The sequence below is a fragment of the Paraburkholderia sp. CNPSo 3281 genome (genome assembly GCF_024206515.1).
Lineage (GTDB): Bacteria > Pseudomonadota > Gammaproteobacteria > Burkholderiales > Burkholderiaceae > Paraburkholderia > Paraburkholderia nodosa.
Window position 1 is genome coordinate 78,766 of the sequence record NZ_JAMBPS010000017.1, and the last position, 17,537, is coordinate 96,302.

Genomic DNA, 17,537 nt, shown 5'->3' on the forward strand with positions numbered 1-17,537 from the left:
CAACATCAACTGGCCACGCCGATCAGTTGCGGATCCTCGAGTGCGGCTTCACTGTCCACGTCGCCGCCCCGCGCGGCGGCGGCCAAGCTCGTGAACAGCGCCTCGACGCACTGTTGGGCATCGAGCGTGAGCCGCGACAGCCGCCCTGGGCGCGGAAGCTCCTGCGTGTAGTAGTGCGGCCCCTCGACCAGATAACCGATCGCCCACATGTTCGACTGGGCACGACCGTCCGCGCCCAGCACGTTATTGTTCGTGTCGATGTCGATGCCGCCAGGGTGGTAGTCGCCGTTCATGTGCGGCCGGATCACACCGCGCTGAATCATGTCAGCCGTCAGCGGCGCTGCATCGTTGAGTGGACTGTAGACGTCGATGCGTGACAGGGCTAGCACGTCAGCGTGACGCCGCTCAACACCACCGGCGAAGCTAGTCTCGATGACGAATTGCGCACGCGCCTCGTCCACCCCGGTGTGCGCGGCCGGACCACCTGCAAGCTCGACGATGCCCGCGTCGAGTAGCGCAAGCAGCTCGTCGTTGCGATGCCGCGGAGGACCGAATACGATCCGGTTCAGCGTGGGCACGAATTCGCCAACGAACACCGCATGTGATTCAGGCGTGAAGCCGGCGTACTCGGCAGCTAACCGGAAATGATCGCGGAGGTCGCGCAGCACGTCGGTAGCAGCCTTGACCGGCCCATGGACATTACCCTTGTCGATCTCGCGCAGGTCGTCGAGCAGGAACTCACGGAAATACACCTCGAACTCCGCCATGCTCGTGAACGAGCGGCCCGCAAGCGGATCGAGGATCGTGTCGATCACGACTAGTTCCGCCTCATCGGGTACCCAGCCCGTGTCTAGCGAGGTGACGCCGTCGAGCGCAAGTCGCCTCGCGTAAGCCATGTCCGCCTTGACGAGCGGGAGCACCTCGTTGACGAAGTCAATTTGCGGACTACCGCGCGTCGCCCGCGCTTGAATGCGCAGCTTCTCGATCGCTTCGACCGTGAAGAAGCGCGCGACATAGCGCCCGCCCACGCTCTTCTGATTCACCGGTCGCCCGGAGAACGGCAGGCTCTTGCGCGAGTACATAAGAATCCGTGGCTCGCGCCCCGACGGCTCGTAGCCCAGACGGCCGTCGGCGCGCACAAAGCGGCCACCGCGGCCCGTGGTCAATTGGCACAGCACGTCGTGTGCGGTCAGCCCGAAGCCCTGGATCGCCACCGCGGCATCCGGCGAAACCGCCTCAAGCTGGTCAACCGGGTAGGCATGTGCGAAGAATGCCAGCCGGCCGTTGCGCACCGAAGCGCTCCGCACGAACGCCTCAAAGCGCTCATCGTGGGCATCAGGCAGGCGCTTGCCGTGGCCGGTCGTCAGCAGCACGAAGTCCGAGTCGAGCACGCAGGCTCCTTCGAGCATCACCGCGTAGCGCTCGCCAGCCAGCTCGCGCACACCCACCGCACGCCGCCTCCAGTGCCGCAGCTCAACGTTGGCGGGCAGCATGCGAGCGATGCGGTCGTAGGCCCATGTGAAATAGAGGCCCAGAAGTTGGCGCGGCAGATAGCTCTGCTCGTCGATCTCCTCTCCGCCCGCGCCACCGGTCGCATGACAGGCGCTACCGAACTTGCGATAGCCCTGCTGGCGCGCCCAGTCGCCGAAGCTAGGGCCTTCGCCGTCGATCGCACGGCTGTGCGGCGGGAAAATCGTGACCTGGTTTGCGAGCGTGTTGGTGAGCAGGTAATGCGGCTGCCGCGCCGTATGCGTACCCTGCCCGCACTCGCCCGGATCGACCACGTTAACGATCAATTTTAGCGGCAGCGGCTGACTGCGCGCGTAATGGCCTATGCGCTCCAGCACGCTGACGCCGCGCGGCCCCATTCCGATGATCGTGACGACTTTCTGCATCATGACTCTTCCTCATTGATGATTGGTAAGCGCATCGGTAAGGCAGGCGCGATGCGGGCAATTCCAGGTGGCGCAAAACAATCCAACGCCACGACGGCGATGCGGCAAGCCGCGCACGGGCAAGGTGCCCGCTAACAACGCGAACTGGCAGGATGTCGGCGATCAGCGTGTTGGGCAGCGTCATCAGCGCGCCACCGCCGATCCGTTGCAAGGGCCGGCCTACGACTAGCACCGTCAGGCCGGGCGCGCTTGCACACGCCACCGAGGCCGCCAGCATTACCAGCAGCGCACCGATGATTACTGCTCGTCGGCCATGGCAATCGCTCGACCTGCCCGCCAGCGGCGTGGCCGCCGCCGAGGTCAGCAGATAGCCAGTCACTACCCACGACACATCGGCGAAATGGCCGAATTCGGCGGCGATTGGCGCGATCGCTGGTCAATCGTGCCGAGCAACATGACACGTGGCGCCACGACCGGCGATACCGCGTTGGCAGAACCCCAGTTGTCATCTCCTTTCCGCCTCCATAGGAAGGGGCACTGCTGATGCGAGCGGCGATGCGATCAGCGCGCACCGCTCGCATCCTCAGTACTGCTGCAGATGTACGGCTGCGGCGCGCAGTTCGAACACCAGAGTCTCGATCAGTTGGGCCGCGGGAAGACGCCGCGAAAGCGCTACGCCCTGCCCGGCCCAATGTCCAGCGAAGCCGGCGTCTCCCCGCGCCGCGGCAGCTGCGTTAAGCGCCTTGCCAGCGTCGTACGCCACTGGGTAAGGCGGCGTCGGCGGACGTCCGGGATCGCGGTCCAACACAGTGAAGCGACTTTCGAGGCAGCGCGCGGGGCGTCCCGAGATCGCCAAGGTCAGCGCCGTGCCTCGATCCGGCGCCGCGAGTGCGGCGCGGTATGCAGCGTCAGCGGCCGATTCGGGTGTGTCGATGAAGACCGTACCGAGCTGTGCTGCTTGCGCGCCGGCGGCCAGCGCCGCGGCGATGCCTCCACCCGTCATGATCCCGCCTGCGGCCACCACCGGCAGCCGCGTGCGCCGAGCAATCGCCGCAACCAGCGCGAGCGTGCTGAGCCGCTCGTCTCGAGCAGCGGGATCGAACACGCCGCGATGGCCGCCCGCCTCGATTCCCTGCGCAACGATCACGTCCACCTGCGCCGCTTCGATGCGTTGTGCCTCTTCGAGCGAAGTGGCGGTCGCGAACAGCAGGCAGCCGGCCTGTCGTAGCGCGGCGATCCGTTCGGCCGATGGCAGGCCGAAATGGAAGCTGACCACCGGCGGGCGTTGCCTGAGGAGCACGTCGAGCATCGCGTCGTCCTCGACGAAACTCGGGTAGATAGCGCTCAGCGACGCCGGCGGCTCGGCACCGAACGCCGCGAAGCGTGGAGAGAGATAGTTCAGCCAGCGCTCGTTAGCCGCGGCGTCCACCACGGGCGGCGCGTGTGTGAAAACGTTGATGTTGAATGGCCGGTCGGTGCGCTCGCGTAATTCGGCGATCGCTTCGTGTGCCCGGGCTGGCGACATCGCGCCCACGGCCAGGGCACCGAGGCCTCCGGCGTTCGACACCGCCGCGGCCAGCGTCACAGTGCCAGTGCCCGCCATCGGCGAGAGGAAGATCGGGCGCGTCACGCCAAGCGACACCAACAGGGAATTGCTTTTCGGGGCCGAATTCATGAGTGGGGTTCCAGTGGAAGGTGGTTGTGGGCGGCACGCGGCCCTCGCGCGACACGACTCATGACGACAGCGCGTCCTTCACGGTCTGAATCGCGAACACAGTGATCTGGCCGGCCACCGTGTTGACCGGCAGATAGTCCGGCTGATCCGCCAGATGCACACCCACGCCCTCGCAGACCGGATCGACGAGGTGAATGACCAGATCATCGGGCAGGCTTCCCGAGAGGCAGTGCGCGTGCAACCTCTCCAGAAGCCCAAGGCCGCGCGGACCCACCCCGACGATTCCGATAGACGACGTCATGTGACTTTCTCCCAAATTCCAGTGACGGCGATCTCAGTTCGCGGCGCCGGCAGCCTCGGTGATCTCGCGGCGGACCGGCAACGCGCCCGCGGCGGCTAGCTGCCCGACGAACTGTTTCAGCCATTCGGCATCGAGCGGCTCGAATCCGAAGCCGAGCCGCCCCAACAGTGCGAGAGTGTGATCGTTGTTGTAGACCACGTCGCGCTGTTCGCGCCGCGCCCAGAAGTAGCCAAGCGAGACGTCGCGGTCGTGCGACTGCTCGCCCTTGCCGAACACGTCCGCAAAGGTTGGATGCGCCGACTCCGCGAGCCGCTCGCCGGCCGCTTCTAGGGCGTCGAGCACGCTCGCGATCGTCACAGGCCACGGGCTGTCGACGTGGAATGTCTGTCCGCCCGGCTCGCCGTGCAACGAAAGCGTTACGATGGCCTCCACCACGCGATCCACCGGACTCAGCACGATGTCCTCGCCGAGTTGGCGCGGCCGCTCGCCGGCCTTCAGCGCCGCACGCAGGAACTGTATGAAGCGGTTGTCGGCGCCGTTGCGCTGGAAGCGCGAGGTGCGTGAATGGCCAGATACGTTGCCGGTGCGATAGATGGCACCGGCGCCTCCATTAAGGAAGAAGGCCCGCACCAGTTGCTCCGCCTTGAACTTCGAGCGCTCGTAGGCGTTGAGGAAATCCTGGCCGACGTCGAGCGCCGCCTCATCGAAGATCACCGGCGAGCCCTTGCGGTTGACGCCAGCGACGGCCAGCGTCGAGACGTGGTGGAGATCTTTCTGACACTCGCTGCCGGCCAGCTCGATTACGCGCCGCGTACCCTCGACGTTCTCCCGCTGCAGCGTCGCATCGTCGGCGAACAGGCGCGTGTCGGCCGCGAAGTGATAGATGGCGTCTACATGACGCGCAAGTGTCCGGTAGGTGTCGGCGTCAAGGCCGAAGCGGTCCTGCCCGAGATCGCCGCCGACTACGCTCAACCGCGCGCCGAACGCCGCCAGAGAAAGCTCGGGGAAATACCATCCGAAGGTCTCGGCCAGTCGCGCCGCGGCGGGCTCGGCGCCCTTGTCGCGAACCAGGCAGGTGACATGCGCGTCGGTGCGCGTGAGCAGATCGTGCAGCGCATGAATGCCGAGATAGCCACTCGCGCCGGTGAGCAGGACGTGACGATAGGCGCGCCGCGTGCCAACCTGGTCGCGCGCCTCCCAGCGCAGCGCCGCGGGAGCGTAGGCGATCAGCCCGGTGCTGGTGCCGCGTTCGAGCACCACCTGCGACCCGTCCGCCGGCAGCCCGGCGTTCTCCAGTAGCAGGCCGTGCAGCGCTTCGAGCAGCGCCTTGACGGGGCCGCCGCCGCGTCGGCGAGCATTGAATGACAGGTCGACTACGAGCTGCCCCGCTAGCACGCGCGCGGTCAGCTTGAGGTCGTGGGTACGCGCGTTTTCGCCGCCGCGCGCGGTCCCCGGGTTGTAACGCGACGGCGTCAGCGACAGCGCCGGGTCGCGTGCGAAGTTGAATTCGCCCAGATAGTTGTAGCAAAGCCGCGCGGCTGGCGCCTTGCCCCACTCGGCGACCAGCGCGTCGCGTCGCAGGCCGTAGGCCACGCCGAGATCAGGCACCGCCGCGAGCATCGCGTGGACCTGCTCCACGGTGCGCGTCAGATTGCCACGCGTGCTCGACAGTGGCAGCGGATAGGTCGAGGTGAACCAACCCACCGTCCTCGACACGTCGACGCGCTCGTCGAAACTGACGCGGCCATGGCTCTCAATGTCGACCACCGTGCGACGTACAGTGTCGCCCTGCGCATCGTGCAGCACCTGCAGGAAAGCAGCGAGAAACAGATGATGAAATGGCGCGTGCAGCCCGTCGGTCGAGCTTTGCAGCAACGCGCGAGTCTCGTCGGCCGAGAAACGCAGCCATGCTGTCTCCGTGCAATCCTCGGTGTCGAGCGCGACCGCATGTGGGTCAGTCTCAAGCAGTCCCTCGGCCCGCAGACCGCGCCAGAACGCCAGCGCGTCGGCCAGGCGCTCGCCCGCCTCGGGCAGATGCGCGGCCCAGGCATGGAACGGTGTGCCGGCCGGTTCGGTGACGGGCGCGTCGCCCTTCTCCAGCAAGCTGTACAAGCGACCGAGATCGCTCACAATCACACGCCACGAGATCACGTCGATCGACAGGTGATGCGCGATCAGCAGCAACTGATGCGGCCCGTCGCGGCGCGTGAACAGATGCGCGGCGAAAACGCGCCCGCCGTCGAGGCTCAGCGTGCTCTGATAGACCTGCGCGGCGGTGCGGATCAGCGTGTCTATCGCCTCGTCCTCAGTGAGCGTGTCGATTGACGACATCCCCACCGACGGCCGCACGGCACCGAAGTGCACGGACCATTCGCCATCGCGCTCGCGATACTGTGCGGCCAGCATTGGATGCCAGCGTTGCAGCACGCCCACTACGCGGCGCAGCACCTCGATCGCCAACGGCCGGTCTGACTGCAGCATGATCGCCTGGTTGTAGTGATCGGCCTGAGCGAAACCCTGTGCGAGGAAATCGCGCTGGGCCACCGAAAACTGCGGCACCACGTCCGCGGCAGCGGCGCCACCGCGGTGCGCGACCTGCGGCTCGCCGTCGAAGACGTCTCGCGTGAGCGCTTCTACCGTCGGCTCGCGCAGGAATGCGTTCGCTGTTACGCGGTATCCCATCGCCTGCAATTCAGCGATCACCTGGATCGCGTCAAGCGAATCGCCGCCGAGTTCGAAGAACGAGGTACAGTTGTCGAAGCCGTCATGGCCGAGTACCGTGGTCCAGACGCCGCGAATCACACCGCGCAGCGCCTCGGCCGCAACTGGGTCGTCGCCCCGCTCGGGTACGGCGACGGGCGCGGGCGTTGCCGCCTGCCCCGCTTGCGCAGCCTGCTCCGCGTTGGCCGCTGGGCCCTGCGCGAGCCGTACCTCGAAGGCCTGCCTGATCTCGGCCAGATTGGTCTTCCCGTTGGCATTGCGCGGCAACGCGTCGTATGCCTCAAGCCACTTTGGAATGAGGTAGGGCGGCACGATCTCGGCCAGTCTGGCGCGCACCGTCGACACCTCCGCGATGGCAGGCGAATAGGCAGCGGCCAGCGCCGTCTTGCCGTGGATCTCGACGAGGAACGCGCCCGCCGCGTCGACATTGGGAATCGAGCGCAACGCGGATTCCACGTGCTCGAGCTCGACGCGATAGCCGTTGATCTTCACCTGCCGATCCACACGGCCAAGGAATTCCACCACGCCCGCCGCATCAATCGAGACCAGATCACCGGTGCGATAGAAACGCGTGTCACCCTCTACGTCGGCCATGAAGCGCACCGCCGTCGCTTCCGGATTGCCGCGATAGCCGGGTGACACCGACGGGCCGCCGAGATACAGCTCGCCGGTAGCGGAGTCAGCGTGGAACGCACCGTCATCAGTACGCACCAGCGCGCGAGTGCGGCCGAGGGGCAGGCCGACCGGCACCGTGCGGGTCGGTAGCGCCTCGACCGCACTCGCGTCCGGCACCGGGAACGCGAGCGCACCAACCGTGGTTTCGGTCGGGCCATAGTGATTGACCAGCGTACGCACCACGCCGCTGCGCAGCGTGTCAGCGGCCAGGCGCAGACCGAGCGCCTCGCCGCCGAGAACCAGGTAGTCGAGCCGCCACCCCTGCTTCGCTTCGGCGCCGAACGCCCTCAGCAGCAGGTTCCAGTGCGACGGCGTGATCTTCAGGAACTGGATGCCGTGTCCGGCGAGATGGGCCGCCAGCGCTGCGGGGTCCTTGCGCAGATCGTGGTCGATCAGGTGCAGCGTGCCGCCGGTCCAGAGCGACAGCATCAGCGAGGTATTGCCCAGATCCGCCGCGAGCGTGCTGACGTGCGCGTACGCCAAAGGCGCTCTCACGTCGAGCCGCGCCTGCAGCGCCTCGACATAGTGCGCGAGATTGCCGTGCGTGATCATGACGCCCTTGGGCACGCCCGTTGAGCCAGACGTGAACAGGACGTAGGCCAACTCGTCAGCCGACGGCGCGGGCGCCATGCCGTGCTGCGCACCTGCAGACGCCGCCCCGAGCGTCTTCGGCAGGCGCGCCACGCGCAGGTTGCGGCCCGAGAGCGCGGCCGCACCTGCCTCGTCCGTCAACACGAGGGCCGGCGCAATCGCAGCCAGACGATGCGCATGCTCGGTTGCGTTGCCCTCGTTCTCCACCACCGTATACGCCATGCCCGCCGACATCACGCCGACGATGGCGGCGATCGCATCGGTCGTGCGGTTCAGGAACACGGCAACCAGCGCGCCGCGTTCGAGCGTTTCTGCCAAAACTACCGCCGTGATCGCGGCACCGCGTGCGCGCAGTTGCGCATACGTCAATTGCCGGTCGCCTGCCACGACGGCCGCGCGCTCGGGATGGTCATCGGCATGATGTGAAATCTGTTCAAGAAGCATGTCCAACCTCTCGGATAGCTAGCGCCCGTGCAGGCGACCGACCGGTGGCGCACCATGCGCCGGACGAGGGCGAGCCGCGCCGCCGCACGGCGCATGGCGCCGTGCGAAGCGAACGACAAACGGGAAAGTCGCTGGGAAGGAAACGTCGTTCAGGCGCTCAGCAGGCCGGCATCGATAAATGCCGCGCGCGTGTCGGCATGGTCGATAACACCCATGCGGCCGAGCAGCTTGACGAGATTGACGAGCGTCACGTCGACGTACTTGGTGGCCGCCTCGCGAAAATCCCGATCCGTGTCGCGAATTGCGGTCTCCACCTGTTCGGCCGACAACCCAAGCTTCGCCAGCACGTCACGGTCGAAATCGCGCTGCCAGTCGACCGCGAGATAGTCCTTCAGATAGCCCGGCAGGAAGCGCCCGATCAGCTGCTGGTCGGCCGGCGTGACCCCACGCCAGTACTCGCGCGTGAGCCGTGCGAAGTAGTTGGCATGGCGGCCCTCGTCTGACACGTGATCAGTCATCACCTGCGTAAAGGTGACCGTCGCCTCCTTCTCCTTGCCGATGCTGAGCAGGTCCTTGGTCAGCGTGTGCTCGGCTAGGCAGGTAGCGAGCAATTGGAACGTGCCGTGCAGCCTAGCGGGCAGCATCTCGTAGCCGCGTTTGACCGCATCAAGATTGCCATTGGTTTGCGGTACCGTTAGTGGTTCGATGCCGCTATTCGTCCTCATCTGGATGATGAAGTCGAGCGCGACATAGGCGTGATATCCCTCGTCGATCACGATCGTGATCGCCTCGCGCTTGTCCTCTTCCGATGTGCCGGTGCCGATCTCGTTGTTAATGATCTTCAAGGCGCAATCGATCACGAAACGCGTCTCGAGCAGGCCGATCTCGTACATGTAGCGATAGGTCGACTGCGCGAGCACATACGACACGGCTTCCTGGCCGAGCGCCGCCACCAGCGGGTGCGTCGACAGCAACTGTCGCGACTTCGGGAACGTGTTCTCGCGACCGATGTCCTTCGGCACGAAGATGCGCGCAGCATTGCGCACGGTGGCGCCGGCGTACCAGCGCGTGACGGGGTCGATAGGAGTCTGCTCAATGACGTCTGCCACTGCGTTCATGTTTGCCTCGTAATAGTTAATCAGTTATGCAAATTGATTATGCTGCATCGAACTCGGTAACCATTGTTTCGCCGCGACGTCAGGCCGACACGGGAGTTTCCCGCAGCGCCTGCAGCACGGAGGTGGCCGTGTCGGCAAACGCGACGAGATCTTGCTCATCATGCGCAACCGACAGGAACAGCGGTTCCTCGAGCGACGGCGGCAACAGGAAGCCCTGCTCGCGCATCTCGCGGTGAAAGCGCGAGAACAGTCCGTAGTCCTGGGTCGCTACGTCGCGATAGCCGGACAGCGGCTGCGGGTGATCGCGGAACGCGATACCGAGCAGCGCGCCGTGCCGCGTCACAATGAACGGGATGCCTTGGCGCTCGAAACCGGCACGCAGCCGGTTCTCCAGGAACGCGCCCTTCTGTTCCAATGCGTCGTACACGCCCGGCTTCTCCAGAAGGTCGAGCGCGGCATTGCCGGCCGCCATCGTCAGCGGGTTGGCCGCGAAGGTGCCCGACTGGAACACGCTGCGCCCCAAAGCTACTTCTGCCATCACGTCAGCGCGGCCGCCGAACGCGCCGATCGACGTGCCACCGCCAATGATCTTGCCGAAGGTGACGAGGTCCGGCACCACGCCGAACAGGTCGCACACCGGACCGAAGCGGAACCGGAAGCCCGTCACCACCTCGTCAAAAATCAGCAGCGCGCCATGCCAATCGCATTGTTCGCGCAGGAGGCGGTGGAAGCCTTCCTTCGATTTCACGAAGCCCATGTTGGTCGCGTGCGGCTCGACGAGGACCGCCGCGATCCGCGGTCCGTGCGCGTCGAACGCCGCAATCACCTCAGTCTCGTCGTTATACTCGACTATCACGACGTCGCGATTCAGCTGGTCGCTGATCCCCTTCGAGACGCCCTTCGCGTTGCCCGTACCCTTCTGCAGATTGGCGGGATTGGCGAGCAGCGCATCAGAATGGCCGTGATACGAGCCGCGGAACTTCAGCAGCAGATTGCGACCGGTATGGCTGCGCGCGATCCGAGCCGCCGTCATCACGGCCTCGGTGCCGCTGGTGACGAAGCGCATCTGCTCGACCGCCGCCGAGGCGCCGACGATGCGCTCTGCGAGCCGGTACTCGAGTTCGGTCGACAATCCATAGATCGGCCCGCGGGCGGCCTGCTCCGCGATCGCGGCGACGATTGGGTCGGGCGCGTGGCCGAGCAGCAGCGCGCCGAACGCATTCAGGAAATCGACGTAGCTGCGGCCGTCCGCGTCGACGATGCGTGAACCCTTCGCCGAAGCCGCGCACAGCGGCTCGCCGCCGACCTGCGCGAAGGCCCGCATCGGCGAGCTCACACCATTGGGAATTACCTTACGGCCTCTTTCAAAAAGGGCTGCAGAACGGTTCGCTGTCGTCACACTTTCCTCCAAAGTTGATTCACTACGCAATCTCATCGAAGTTCTTAAATAGCGCAAAAAACATTGGACTTCACTGTACTTGGTTTCTCGATATAAGATGTTTTATATAGCCAATACTCCGGGTATCGAATATGGATCGCCTTACAAGTCTTGAGGTTTTTGTAAGAGTCGCCAGCGCCGGTTCATTCGCAGCGGCATCGAAAGGACTCGATATGACGCCGGCCATGATCGGCAGATATATTCAGTATCTGGAGGATCATCTTGGTGTGGCTCTGATCAACCGGAATACGCGCAATCAGAATCTCACCGAATCGGGACAGATTTTCCTGAAGAGCTGCCAGTGCATCATTACCGACATCAAGACAGCGGAAGCACTGGTTCGCGATAATACGAACAGCGCTCGTCACAATTTCCGCATCACAGCGCCCGTGCTGTTGGGCACGGAGGTCGTCTCCGAACTGCTGGCTGAGTACCTGTCGACCCACCCCCACACCTCGATTGACTTCTCGCTTAGCGATAACTTTGAAGACGTCATGAACGGCCAGTTCGACCTGGCCATCCGGATCGGCAAGATGAGCAACTCGTCGCTGATCGCGCGGCCGCTCGGTCAGTTCCACTTCACCGTCTGCGCCTCGCCGCTGTATCTTGCCAAGCACGGCACGCCGCGCAAGCCGGAGGATCTCAGCGCCCACCACTGCCTTGCCACCGGCTACGGCGGCAAGGAGCATGCATGGGAGTTCATCGGGGCCGACGGCACGACGCAGCGCGTGCGCATTCCGAGCCGCTACCGGATCAACAATCGCGGCGCGCTGCGATCGGCCGCGATCGCCGGTGGCGGCATCATCATGCAACCGCTGATTAGCGTCGGGCCGGCTCTACGCTCGGGGCAACTGATCGAATTGCTTCAGGATTGGCAGGTTCCACCCAAGCCGATTAATCTCGTCTGGCCACAGACCATCAACATGACGAAGCACGCCCGCGAGCTCATCGATTTTCTGGCCAACCGAATGCAGGCGTTCATGAAATATTGAATCGAACGCAGGTCACTAATGTCCGACGCTATTCTTCCGATTTAATATCAGTCAAAAAGCATAAAATGCTATTTTTCGTAAATCTTTTTCGAGCGGGAATATATTCATTTTGAATAAGGCGCGCCAAATCTTACGGAAACAAATATCCTACCATTCTAAATTATTACTCGATCTTTCAATTTAAAATAAGGTTTTGCCGCATTCCATCAGTTGCAACAGAATAAATTCATCGAATCGGACATATTCTCGTAATCTTCGAGCCATCACCAATCGCGATTGTTTCGCCATATTGCTAGCCGGCTTAAATGTATTCGTTCACGCAATGGTGACCGATTGAGGGCAATAGCATCCTAAGCAGACCTTGTAACTTGCGCTACGGGAAATTAGAGATGAACGACATTGCACCACCTTCCGCGCTCGCGGCGAATTCTCGCACGGCCGACGGCAAGCCGGCCGATTCGCGCTCCTACCGGCTCCGGCTGATCGCCGCCTGCGCCGTCGGCAACGCGTTGGAAATGTACGACTTCACGGTTTACAGTTTCTTCGCGCTCGTGATCGGGGCCGCGTTCTTCCCGTCGGGCAGTGCCTACGGATCGCTTCTGTTCGCCGTCAGCACGTTCGGCATCGGATTCGTGATGCGACCGTTGGGCGGCCTCATCATCGGTAATCACGCGGACCGCAGTGGGCGAAAGGCCGCCATGACGCTGACCATTACCATCATGATAGCGGGCACGCTATGCCTGGTGGTAGCACCGACCCACGCCGAGGCCGGGCTCTATGGGCCACTGCTGCTGGTGATCGGGCGCATGCTGCAAGGCTTCGCCCTCGGAGGCGAAATCGGTGCCGCCACCGCCATGCTGATGGAGGGCAGCGACGCCTCCGGCCGCGGTTTTCGCGTGGGCTGGCAACTCGGTAGCCAGGGGATCGCGGCGCTGCTGGGCGCGCTGGTGGCCGCGGTCATCCATGCCACGCTGTCGCCGGAAGCAATCGCGCACTGGGGCTGGCGCGTGCCGTTCGCGCTCGGCCTGCTGATCGCGCCGGCCGGCTTCTACATCCGCAGCCGTCTCGAAGAAACGCATACCGCGCCGGCCCCTGCCCGCAGCCCGCTTAGCACTCTGCTGCGTGATCACGGCAAGGTCGTGGCGCAAGGCATTCTCACCATCATCGGCGGAACTGTCGGCACCTATCTGGTGGTCTATTTCATGCCGACCTACATGGTCCGGGAACTGCATCTGCCCGCGTCGCTGTCGATGCTGTCCGGCTGCGTGAGCGGCCTCGTTTGTCTCGCGTCATCGCTGCTGGGCGGATGGCTCGCGGATCGGCGCGCGCAACGCAAGCCGCTCGTCGTCGCCTCGATGGGCTTCGTGCTGGTGGCGCTCTATCCCGCTTTTCGGATGATGCTGCAATTCCCCAGCGTGCCGTTAGTGCTCGGGATCTCCGCGATGCTCGCAGGCAGTCTCTACTTCGGCGGATCGGTGATGCTGCTGATACTGATGGAGTTGCTGCCGGCTGAGGTGCGCGCCAGCGGACTGTCCCTGATCTATTCCGTCGGCGTGACCGTGTTTGGCGGATCGTGTCAGTTCGTCGTGACGTGGTTACTGGCGCGTACCGGCAATCCGCTTGCCCCTGCGTTCTACATGATGAGCTGCGGCGCCGTCACGCTGCTCGCCGTGCTCAGCGTACGCGAGCAACGCCACGCCTGACTCAGGCCACGCCTACTACGCACTGCCGACCGACCCGCCCTGCCAACAACGCCCGACACGGACATGATGTGAGCGACGCCACCATTTTCCCAGCCACGACTGCGCTACCCGCGATCCGCATTGACACCGAAACTTTCACTGCCCTGCGTCGGCACATCCACGCTCATCCAGAACTCGGCTTCGAGGTAGAGGCCACCGGCTCGCTGGTGGCCGAGCGGCTCGAAAGCTGGGGCTACAAGGTGCACACCGGAATCGGCCGCAGCGGCATCGTCGCGCAACTACGGCTCGGTAGCGGTTCGCGACGCCTGGGAATTCGTGCAGATATGGACGCCCTGCCGATCATTGAAGCAACCGGGCTGCCCTATGCCAGCCGCACGCGTGGCAAGATGCACGCCTGCGGCCACGACGGACACACGGCGATGCTGTTGGCGGCGGCCAAGGTGCTGGCCGACACGCGGGACTTCAACGGCACGCTCAACCTGATCTTCCAGCCCGATGAGGAAAACCTCGGCGGCGCGCGCGCGATGATCCAGGACGGGCTGTTCGAACGCTTCCCGTGCGACGCCGTTTTCGCACTCCACAACCGCCCCGGCATGCCAATCGGCACTTACCTCGTGGCACCCGGCCCGGTCACGCTTTCATCCGATGTCGCCGACGTTACCGTCAGGGGCGTGGGCGGCCACGGTGCAACACCGCGTCGGACCCGCGATCCGATCGTCGCCGTGGCGGCCATGATCGGTGCGCTGCAGACAGTGATCTCGCGCAACGTGCCGCCCGGCGATCCGGCCGTTCTGTCGGTGGGATTCGTGCGCGGCGGCGCCACTTACAACGTGATCCCAGAGTCCGCCACGTTTGGCCTGAACGTACGCGCCTTGCGCACCGAGACGCGCAGCCTCGTCGAGCAGCGCGTTCGCGAAGTCATCGAGCTGACGGCGCGCGCACACGGCGTGAGCGCCGACATCAACTATCGCGCCTTGACCCCACCCGTCGTCAACAGCGAAACAGAAACGTGCATCGTGCAGAAGGTGTGCGAGAGCCTGGTCGGCACCGAGCGAGTCGAAACCGGGGCACCGAGAAGCCTGAACGGCAGTGAGGACTTCGCCTGGATGCTCAACGAGGTGCCGGGCTGCTATCTGATCATTGGCAACGGTGAGGGCGAGGGCGGCGGCTGCATGGTACACAACGCCAGCTACGACTTCAACGATGCGGCTCTGCCGCTAGGTGCAGCGTGTTGGGTCAGGCTTGTGCACACGTATCTGCACGAATGACGATGCGCCTCGGGGCCGCATGCCGACCCTAGCTCGGAAGCAGCCGACACACTCGCGAACAATCTCATCCGTACGCGTCACATAGGTACGTAAGCGCCCGCAATCGCTCGTAGAAGGATTGCTTTCAGCCGGGCCCCTTGCGCGTTGCGGCAGTTCTGATGGCGCGCCGCGAGTCAAAACTATTCGGCGCTGGCCCAAGCTCCAAGGCTCCGCCGAGTTTGCACTATAAAAATGCATGATGGATCAACCAGGTTCCCGCTTTGATGGCTTCAAAGGTCAAGCCGATCCCCTTTTCCTTTAGCGCCGATTCAATATTGCGTCCCCTTTCTCACCTGCCAAGGCGGGAAAGCCCGAGCCCGATGGCTGAGCAGTCCCTGGCGACCATCCGGCGCATCCTTGCCGCACGCACCGCGCTGACCGTCACGAGTCCGGTCGTTTCCGGCCAAGGACAACCGCCCGGTCGATGGGATCCGGTCGGGACGATGCGTCGCCCGGTCGCGCGCTGACCCTCGTTCAGGCCACCATTGCATCTCCACTGTGCACGCCAGGCTATTGAGCTTTGACGAACTTGAGCGTCATACGATCCGATTCGCCGATCGCAGCGTAGCGTGCCCTATCGACGTCGCCGCCCGCATATGTCGGCGGAAGCGACCAGACACCGTGCGGATAGTCCTTGGTATCTCGGGCGTTCGCGTTGATTTCGCTACGTCCCGCCAGTGTGAAGCCAGCCGCCTTCGCATGTTCGATCACGTAGTCCTCCGTTACGTACCCGGTGTCGATCATTTGCTGAAGGGTTGTTCCCGGCCGCGCGCGATGTTCCTCGACGCCCAGTATTCCGCCGGGTTTGAGCGCGCGATAAAAAGCCCGGAGATTCGCGTCGAACTGACCGTCCTTCATCCAGTTGTGGATGTTGCGAAACGTGAGAACACGATCAAACTGACCATCCGCATCGAAACCCGAGAATTCCCCGGCGCGCAACGTGCCGACAACGATGTCGCCGTAAATAGCCGGCTCTCCCGCCAGCTTGCGCCGAAATGCCGCGTCCGTTGGGCGGTCCTCATCCGCCAGCTCGGCCGACGTACTGATGTATTGCGCTTCGTATAGATGCCCATGGCCGCGCAGATACGGGCCGAGTATCTCCGTGTACCAACCGCCGCCCGGCGCGATCTCCAGGACCGTCTGCGTTGAACCGACCTCATGAAACTGCAGTGTCTCTTGTGGATGCCGATAGACGTCTCGCGCCCTCGCCTTTTCGCTGCGCTGGGAGCCGTCAATGGCCGCAGTCAGCGAAGTCGCCGCCAACCCGGAAGCTTGCGAGTCGCGAGTAACCGCTTGCGAGGACGCGGCGCAGCCCGCGGTCATCACCGCAGCGGATACTGCAGCGATGGCAAAAACGAGCAATAGCGGATATCCAGGAAGTGCCCGGCGCTGGCGGATCTCGATCATTTGCGATGTCGTCGTGTTGGGAGGGTGCCATACGATACAAGCTTTCCGCGCCCTCCTGTCGCCAACCGCCCGGTACCGATCCTCCCTCAACGCGTCATCTCGCACGTGAAAATCGTCGATGACGTGGCGCGGCACATTGGCGAGCAGCATGCCGCCCGGGCGAACCTGTAGCGATATTTATGGGTTGAAGTGGAGTCGTCCATCATCAAAAGACATCCGAAGGCACGTTTGAACCAGACTTCGCCCGAATTCGCATGCTGGATCAGTTCAACGCCACAGCCGCCGCTGCTCCCAGTGGCGAGCCCTGCAACGCAACGGACGGCCTCCCATCAACCCCAACGGGAACGTCGCCGACGAGCGTGGTGCGGTAAAGCTGTCGGTCAACGTCGAGATCAAATATATCCGTTGGCGCAAGATGCGCTGTCGATCGATTGTCCCAGAATGCCACGCTGCCGGGCTCCCATTTGAACCGCACCGTGAAATCGGAGCGCGTGACATGCTCCCAAAGCAGTTCGAGCAGGACCTGGCTCTCGCGCGGCGCAAGCCCGACGACCTCCTTCAGGAAGCCGGGGCTCACGTAAAGCGCGCGCTCCCCCGTCTCCGGGTGCACGCGCACCAGTGGATGCTCGCTCACAAGCGTCTGGTCCTTGACGGCCTTGTCGAACGCGTCTGTGCCTCGCGCACCCTGCGGCGCAGCGAAGCGATGCACGCCGCGCAGTCCGTCGACGAAAGCGCGCAGCGGCGCGGAGAGCTTCTCATAGGCAACAACGAGATTGGTCCACTGCGTGTCGCCACCGAATGGCGGGATCGTCACGCCGCGCAGGATCGACGCAAAAGGTGGGTTGACCGCTGCTGTTACATCGGTATGCCAGCCTGTCCATGGTCGCAGAAGTGGCTCTCCCTCGAAGCGCGTCGCCTTGCGAAACTTGGAAATCGAATAGATCTGCGGGTGTCCTTCGACGTGACCGAATACGGGATGCCCGACGGTCAACTCGCCGAACTGTGCCGAAAAGGCCACGTGCTGTTCGTGACTAAGGAACTGCTCGCGGAAAAAGATCACGCGCCATTCGAGCAACGCGCCGCGAATAGCCTTGATCTGCACTTGTGTCAGGGGCCGCGAGAGATCGACGCCGCTGATTTCCGCACCAATATGGGCTGAAAGCGGCCGGACAACGACCTGGGCTTCTTCTGGGTCGACTGCTGTGCTCATGATGATTTCCGGTTAATAGCGTAATACGCGCTCCGATGAGTCAGATCGAAAGAAGCGCAA

12 protein-coding genes are annotated in these 17,537 nt (G+C 63.8%); 3 read left to right on the top strand and 9 right to left on the bottom strand.

The annotated features are described in order from the left end of the window. Positions 1-5 precede the first annotated feature (5 nt). From M3I56_RS18680 to M3I56_RS18705, 7 genes are all read right to left on the bottom strand, one after another. Positions 6-1,898, bottom strand: a complete 1,893-nt coding sequence (locus tag M3I56_RS18680; protein ID WP_254355246.1) for an FAD/NAD(P)-binding protein — start codon at positions 1,896-1,898, stop codon at positions 6-8. Next, a complete protein-coding gene (locus tag M3I56_RS41670; RefSeq protein WP_375541751.1) occupies positions 1,786-2,325 on the bottom strand; it encodes an MFS transporter in 540 nt (179 codons plus the stop codon). The genes M3I56_RS18680 and M3I56_RS41670 overlap by 113 nt, the downstream gene beginning before the upstream one ends. A 153-nt stretch (positions 2,326-2,478) precedes the next feature. Then, positions 2,479-3,570: a nitronate monooxygenase family protein gene (locus M3I56_RS18685; RefSeq protein ID WP_254355247.1), complete on the bottom strand. Its 1,092-nt coding sequence runs from the start codon at positions 3,568-3,570 to the stop codon at positions 2,479-2,481. 58 nt (positions 3,571-3,628) lie between these two features. Next, on the bottom strand, positions 3,629-3,871 hold the full coding sequence (locus tag M3I56_RS18690) for an FAD/NAD(P)-binding protein (protein ID WP_254355248.1): 243 nt from the start codon (positions 3,869-3,871) through the stop codon (positions 3,629-3,631). A 33-nt stretch (positions 3,872-3,904) separates the two neighbouring features. Next, on the bottom strand, positions 3,905-8,302 hold the full coding sequence (locus M3I56_RS18695) for a thioester reductase domain-containing protein (RefSeq protein ID WP_254355249.1): 4,398 nt from the start codon (positions 8,300-8,302) through the stop codon (positions 3,905-3,907). A 149-nt stretch (positions 8,303-8,451) separates the two neighbouring features. Continuing rightward, the gene (locus M3I56_RS18700; protein ID WP_254355250.1) at positions 8,452-9,420 is read right to left on the bottom strand and encodes a diiron oxygenase; all 969 of its coding nucleotides are present in this window, start codon (positions 9,418-9,420) and stop codon (positions 8,452-8,454) included. A gap of 79 nt (positions 9,421-9,499) precedes the next feature. Continuing rightward, complete coding sequence (locus M3I56_RS18705; RefSeq protein WP_254355251.1) at positions 9,500-10,819, bottom strand: glutamate-1-semialdehyde 2,1-aminomutase; 1,320 nt, start codon at positions 10,817-10,819, stop codon at positions 9,500-9,502. 131 nt (positions 10,820-10,950) lie between these two features. Here M3I56_RS18705 and M3I56_RS18710 point away from each other — a divergent pair, with 131 nt between their 5' ends. The 3 genes from M3I56_RS18710 (at position 10,951) to M3I56_RS18720 (ending at position 14,821) form a co-directional block, all read left to right on the top strand. Beyond that, positions 10,951-11,850, top strand: coding sequence for a LysR family transcriptional regulator (locus M3I56_RS18710; RefSeq protein WP_254355252.1), 900 nt, complete (start codon positions 10,951-10,953; stop codon positions 11,848-11,850). Positions 11,851-12,239: 389 nt separating this feature from the next. Beyond that, positions 12,240-13,553 carry an MFS transporter gene (locus tag M3I56_RS18715; RefSeq protein WP_254355253.1) on the top strand — a complete coding sequence of 438 codons (1,314 nt, stop codon included), beginning with the start codon at positions 12,240-12,242 and terminating at the stop codon, positions 13,551-13,553. Between the two features lie 68 nt (positions 13,554-13,621). Beyond that, positions 13,622-14,821: a M20 aminoacylase family protein gene (locus M3I56_RS18720; RefSeq protein WP_254355254.1), complete on the top strand. Its 1,200-nt coding sequence runs from the start codon at positions 13,622-13,624 to the stop codon at positions 14,819-14,821. A gap of 549 nt (positions 14,822-15,370) precedes the next feature. On the opposite strand, the gene M3I56_RS18725 is transcribed toward M3I56_RS18720, so the two are convergent. Both M3I56_RS18725 and M3I56_RS18730 read right to left on the bottom strand, forming a co-directional pair. Then, on the bottom strand, positions 15,371-16,267 hold the full coding sequence (locus tag M3I56_RS18725; RefSeq protein ID WP_375541748.1) for a class I SAM-dependent methyltransferase: 897 nt from the start codon (positions 16,265-16,267) through the stop codon (positions 15,371-15,373). 262 nt (positions 16,268-16,529) lie between these two features. Further along, positions 16,530-17,477, bottom strand: coding sequence for a TauD/TfdA family dioxygenase (locus tag M3I56_RS18730; RefSeq protein ID WP_254355255.1), 948 nt, complete (start codon positions 17,475-17,477; stop codon positions 16,530-16,532). Positions 17,478-17,537: the final 60 nt, after the last annotated feature.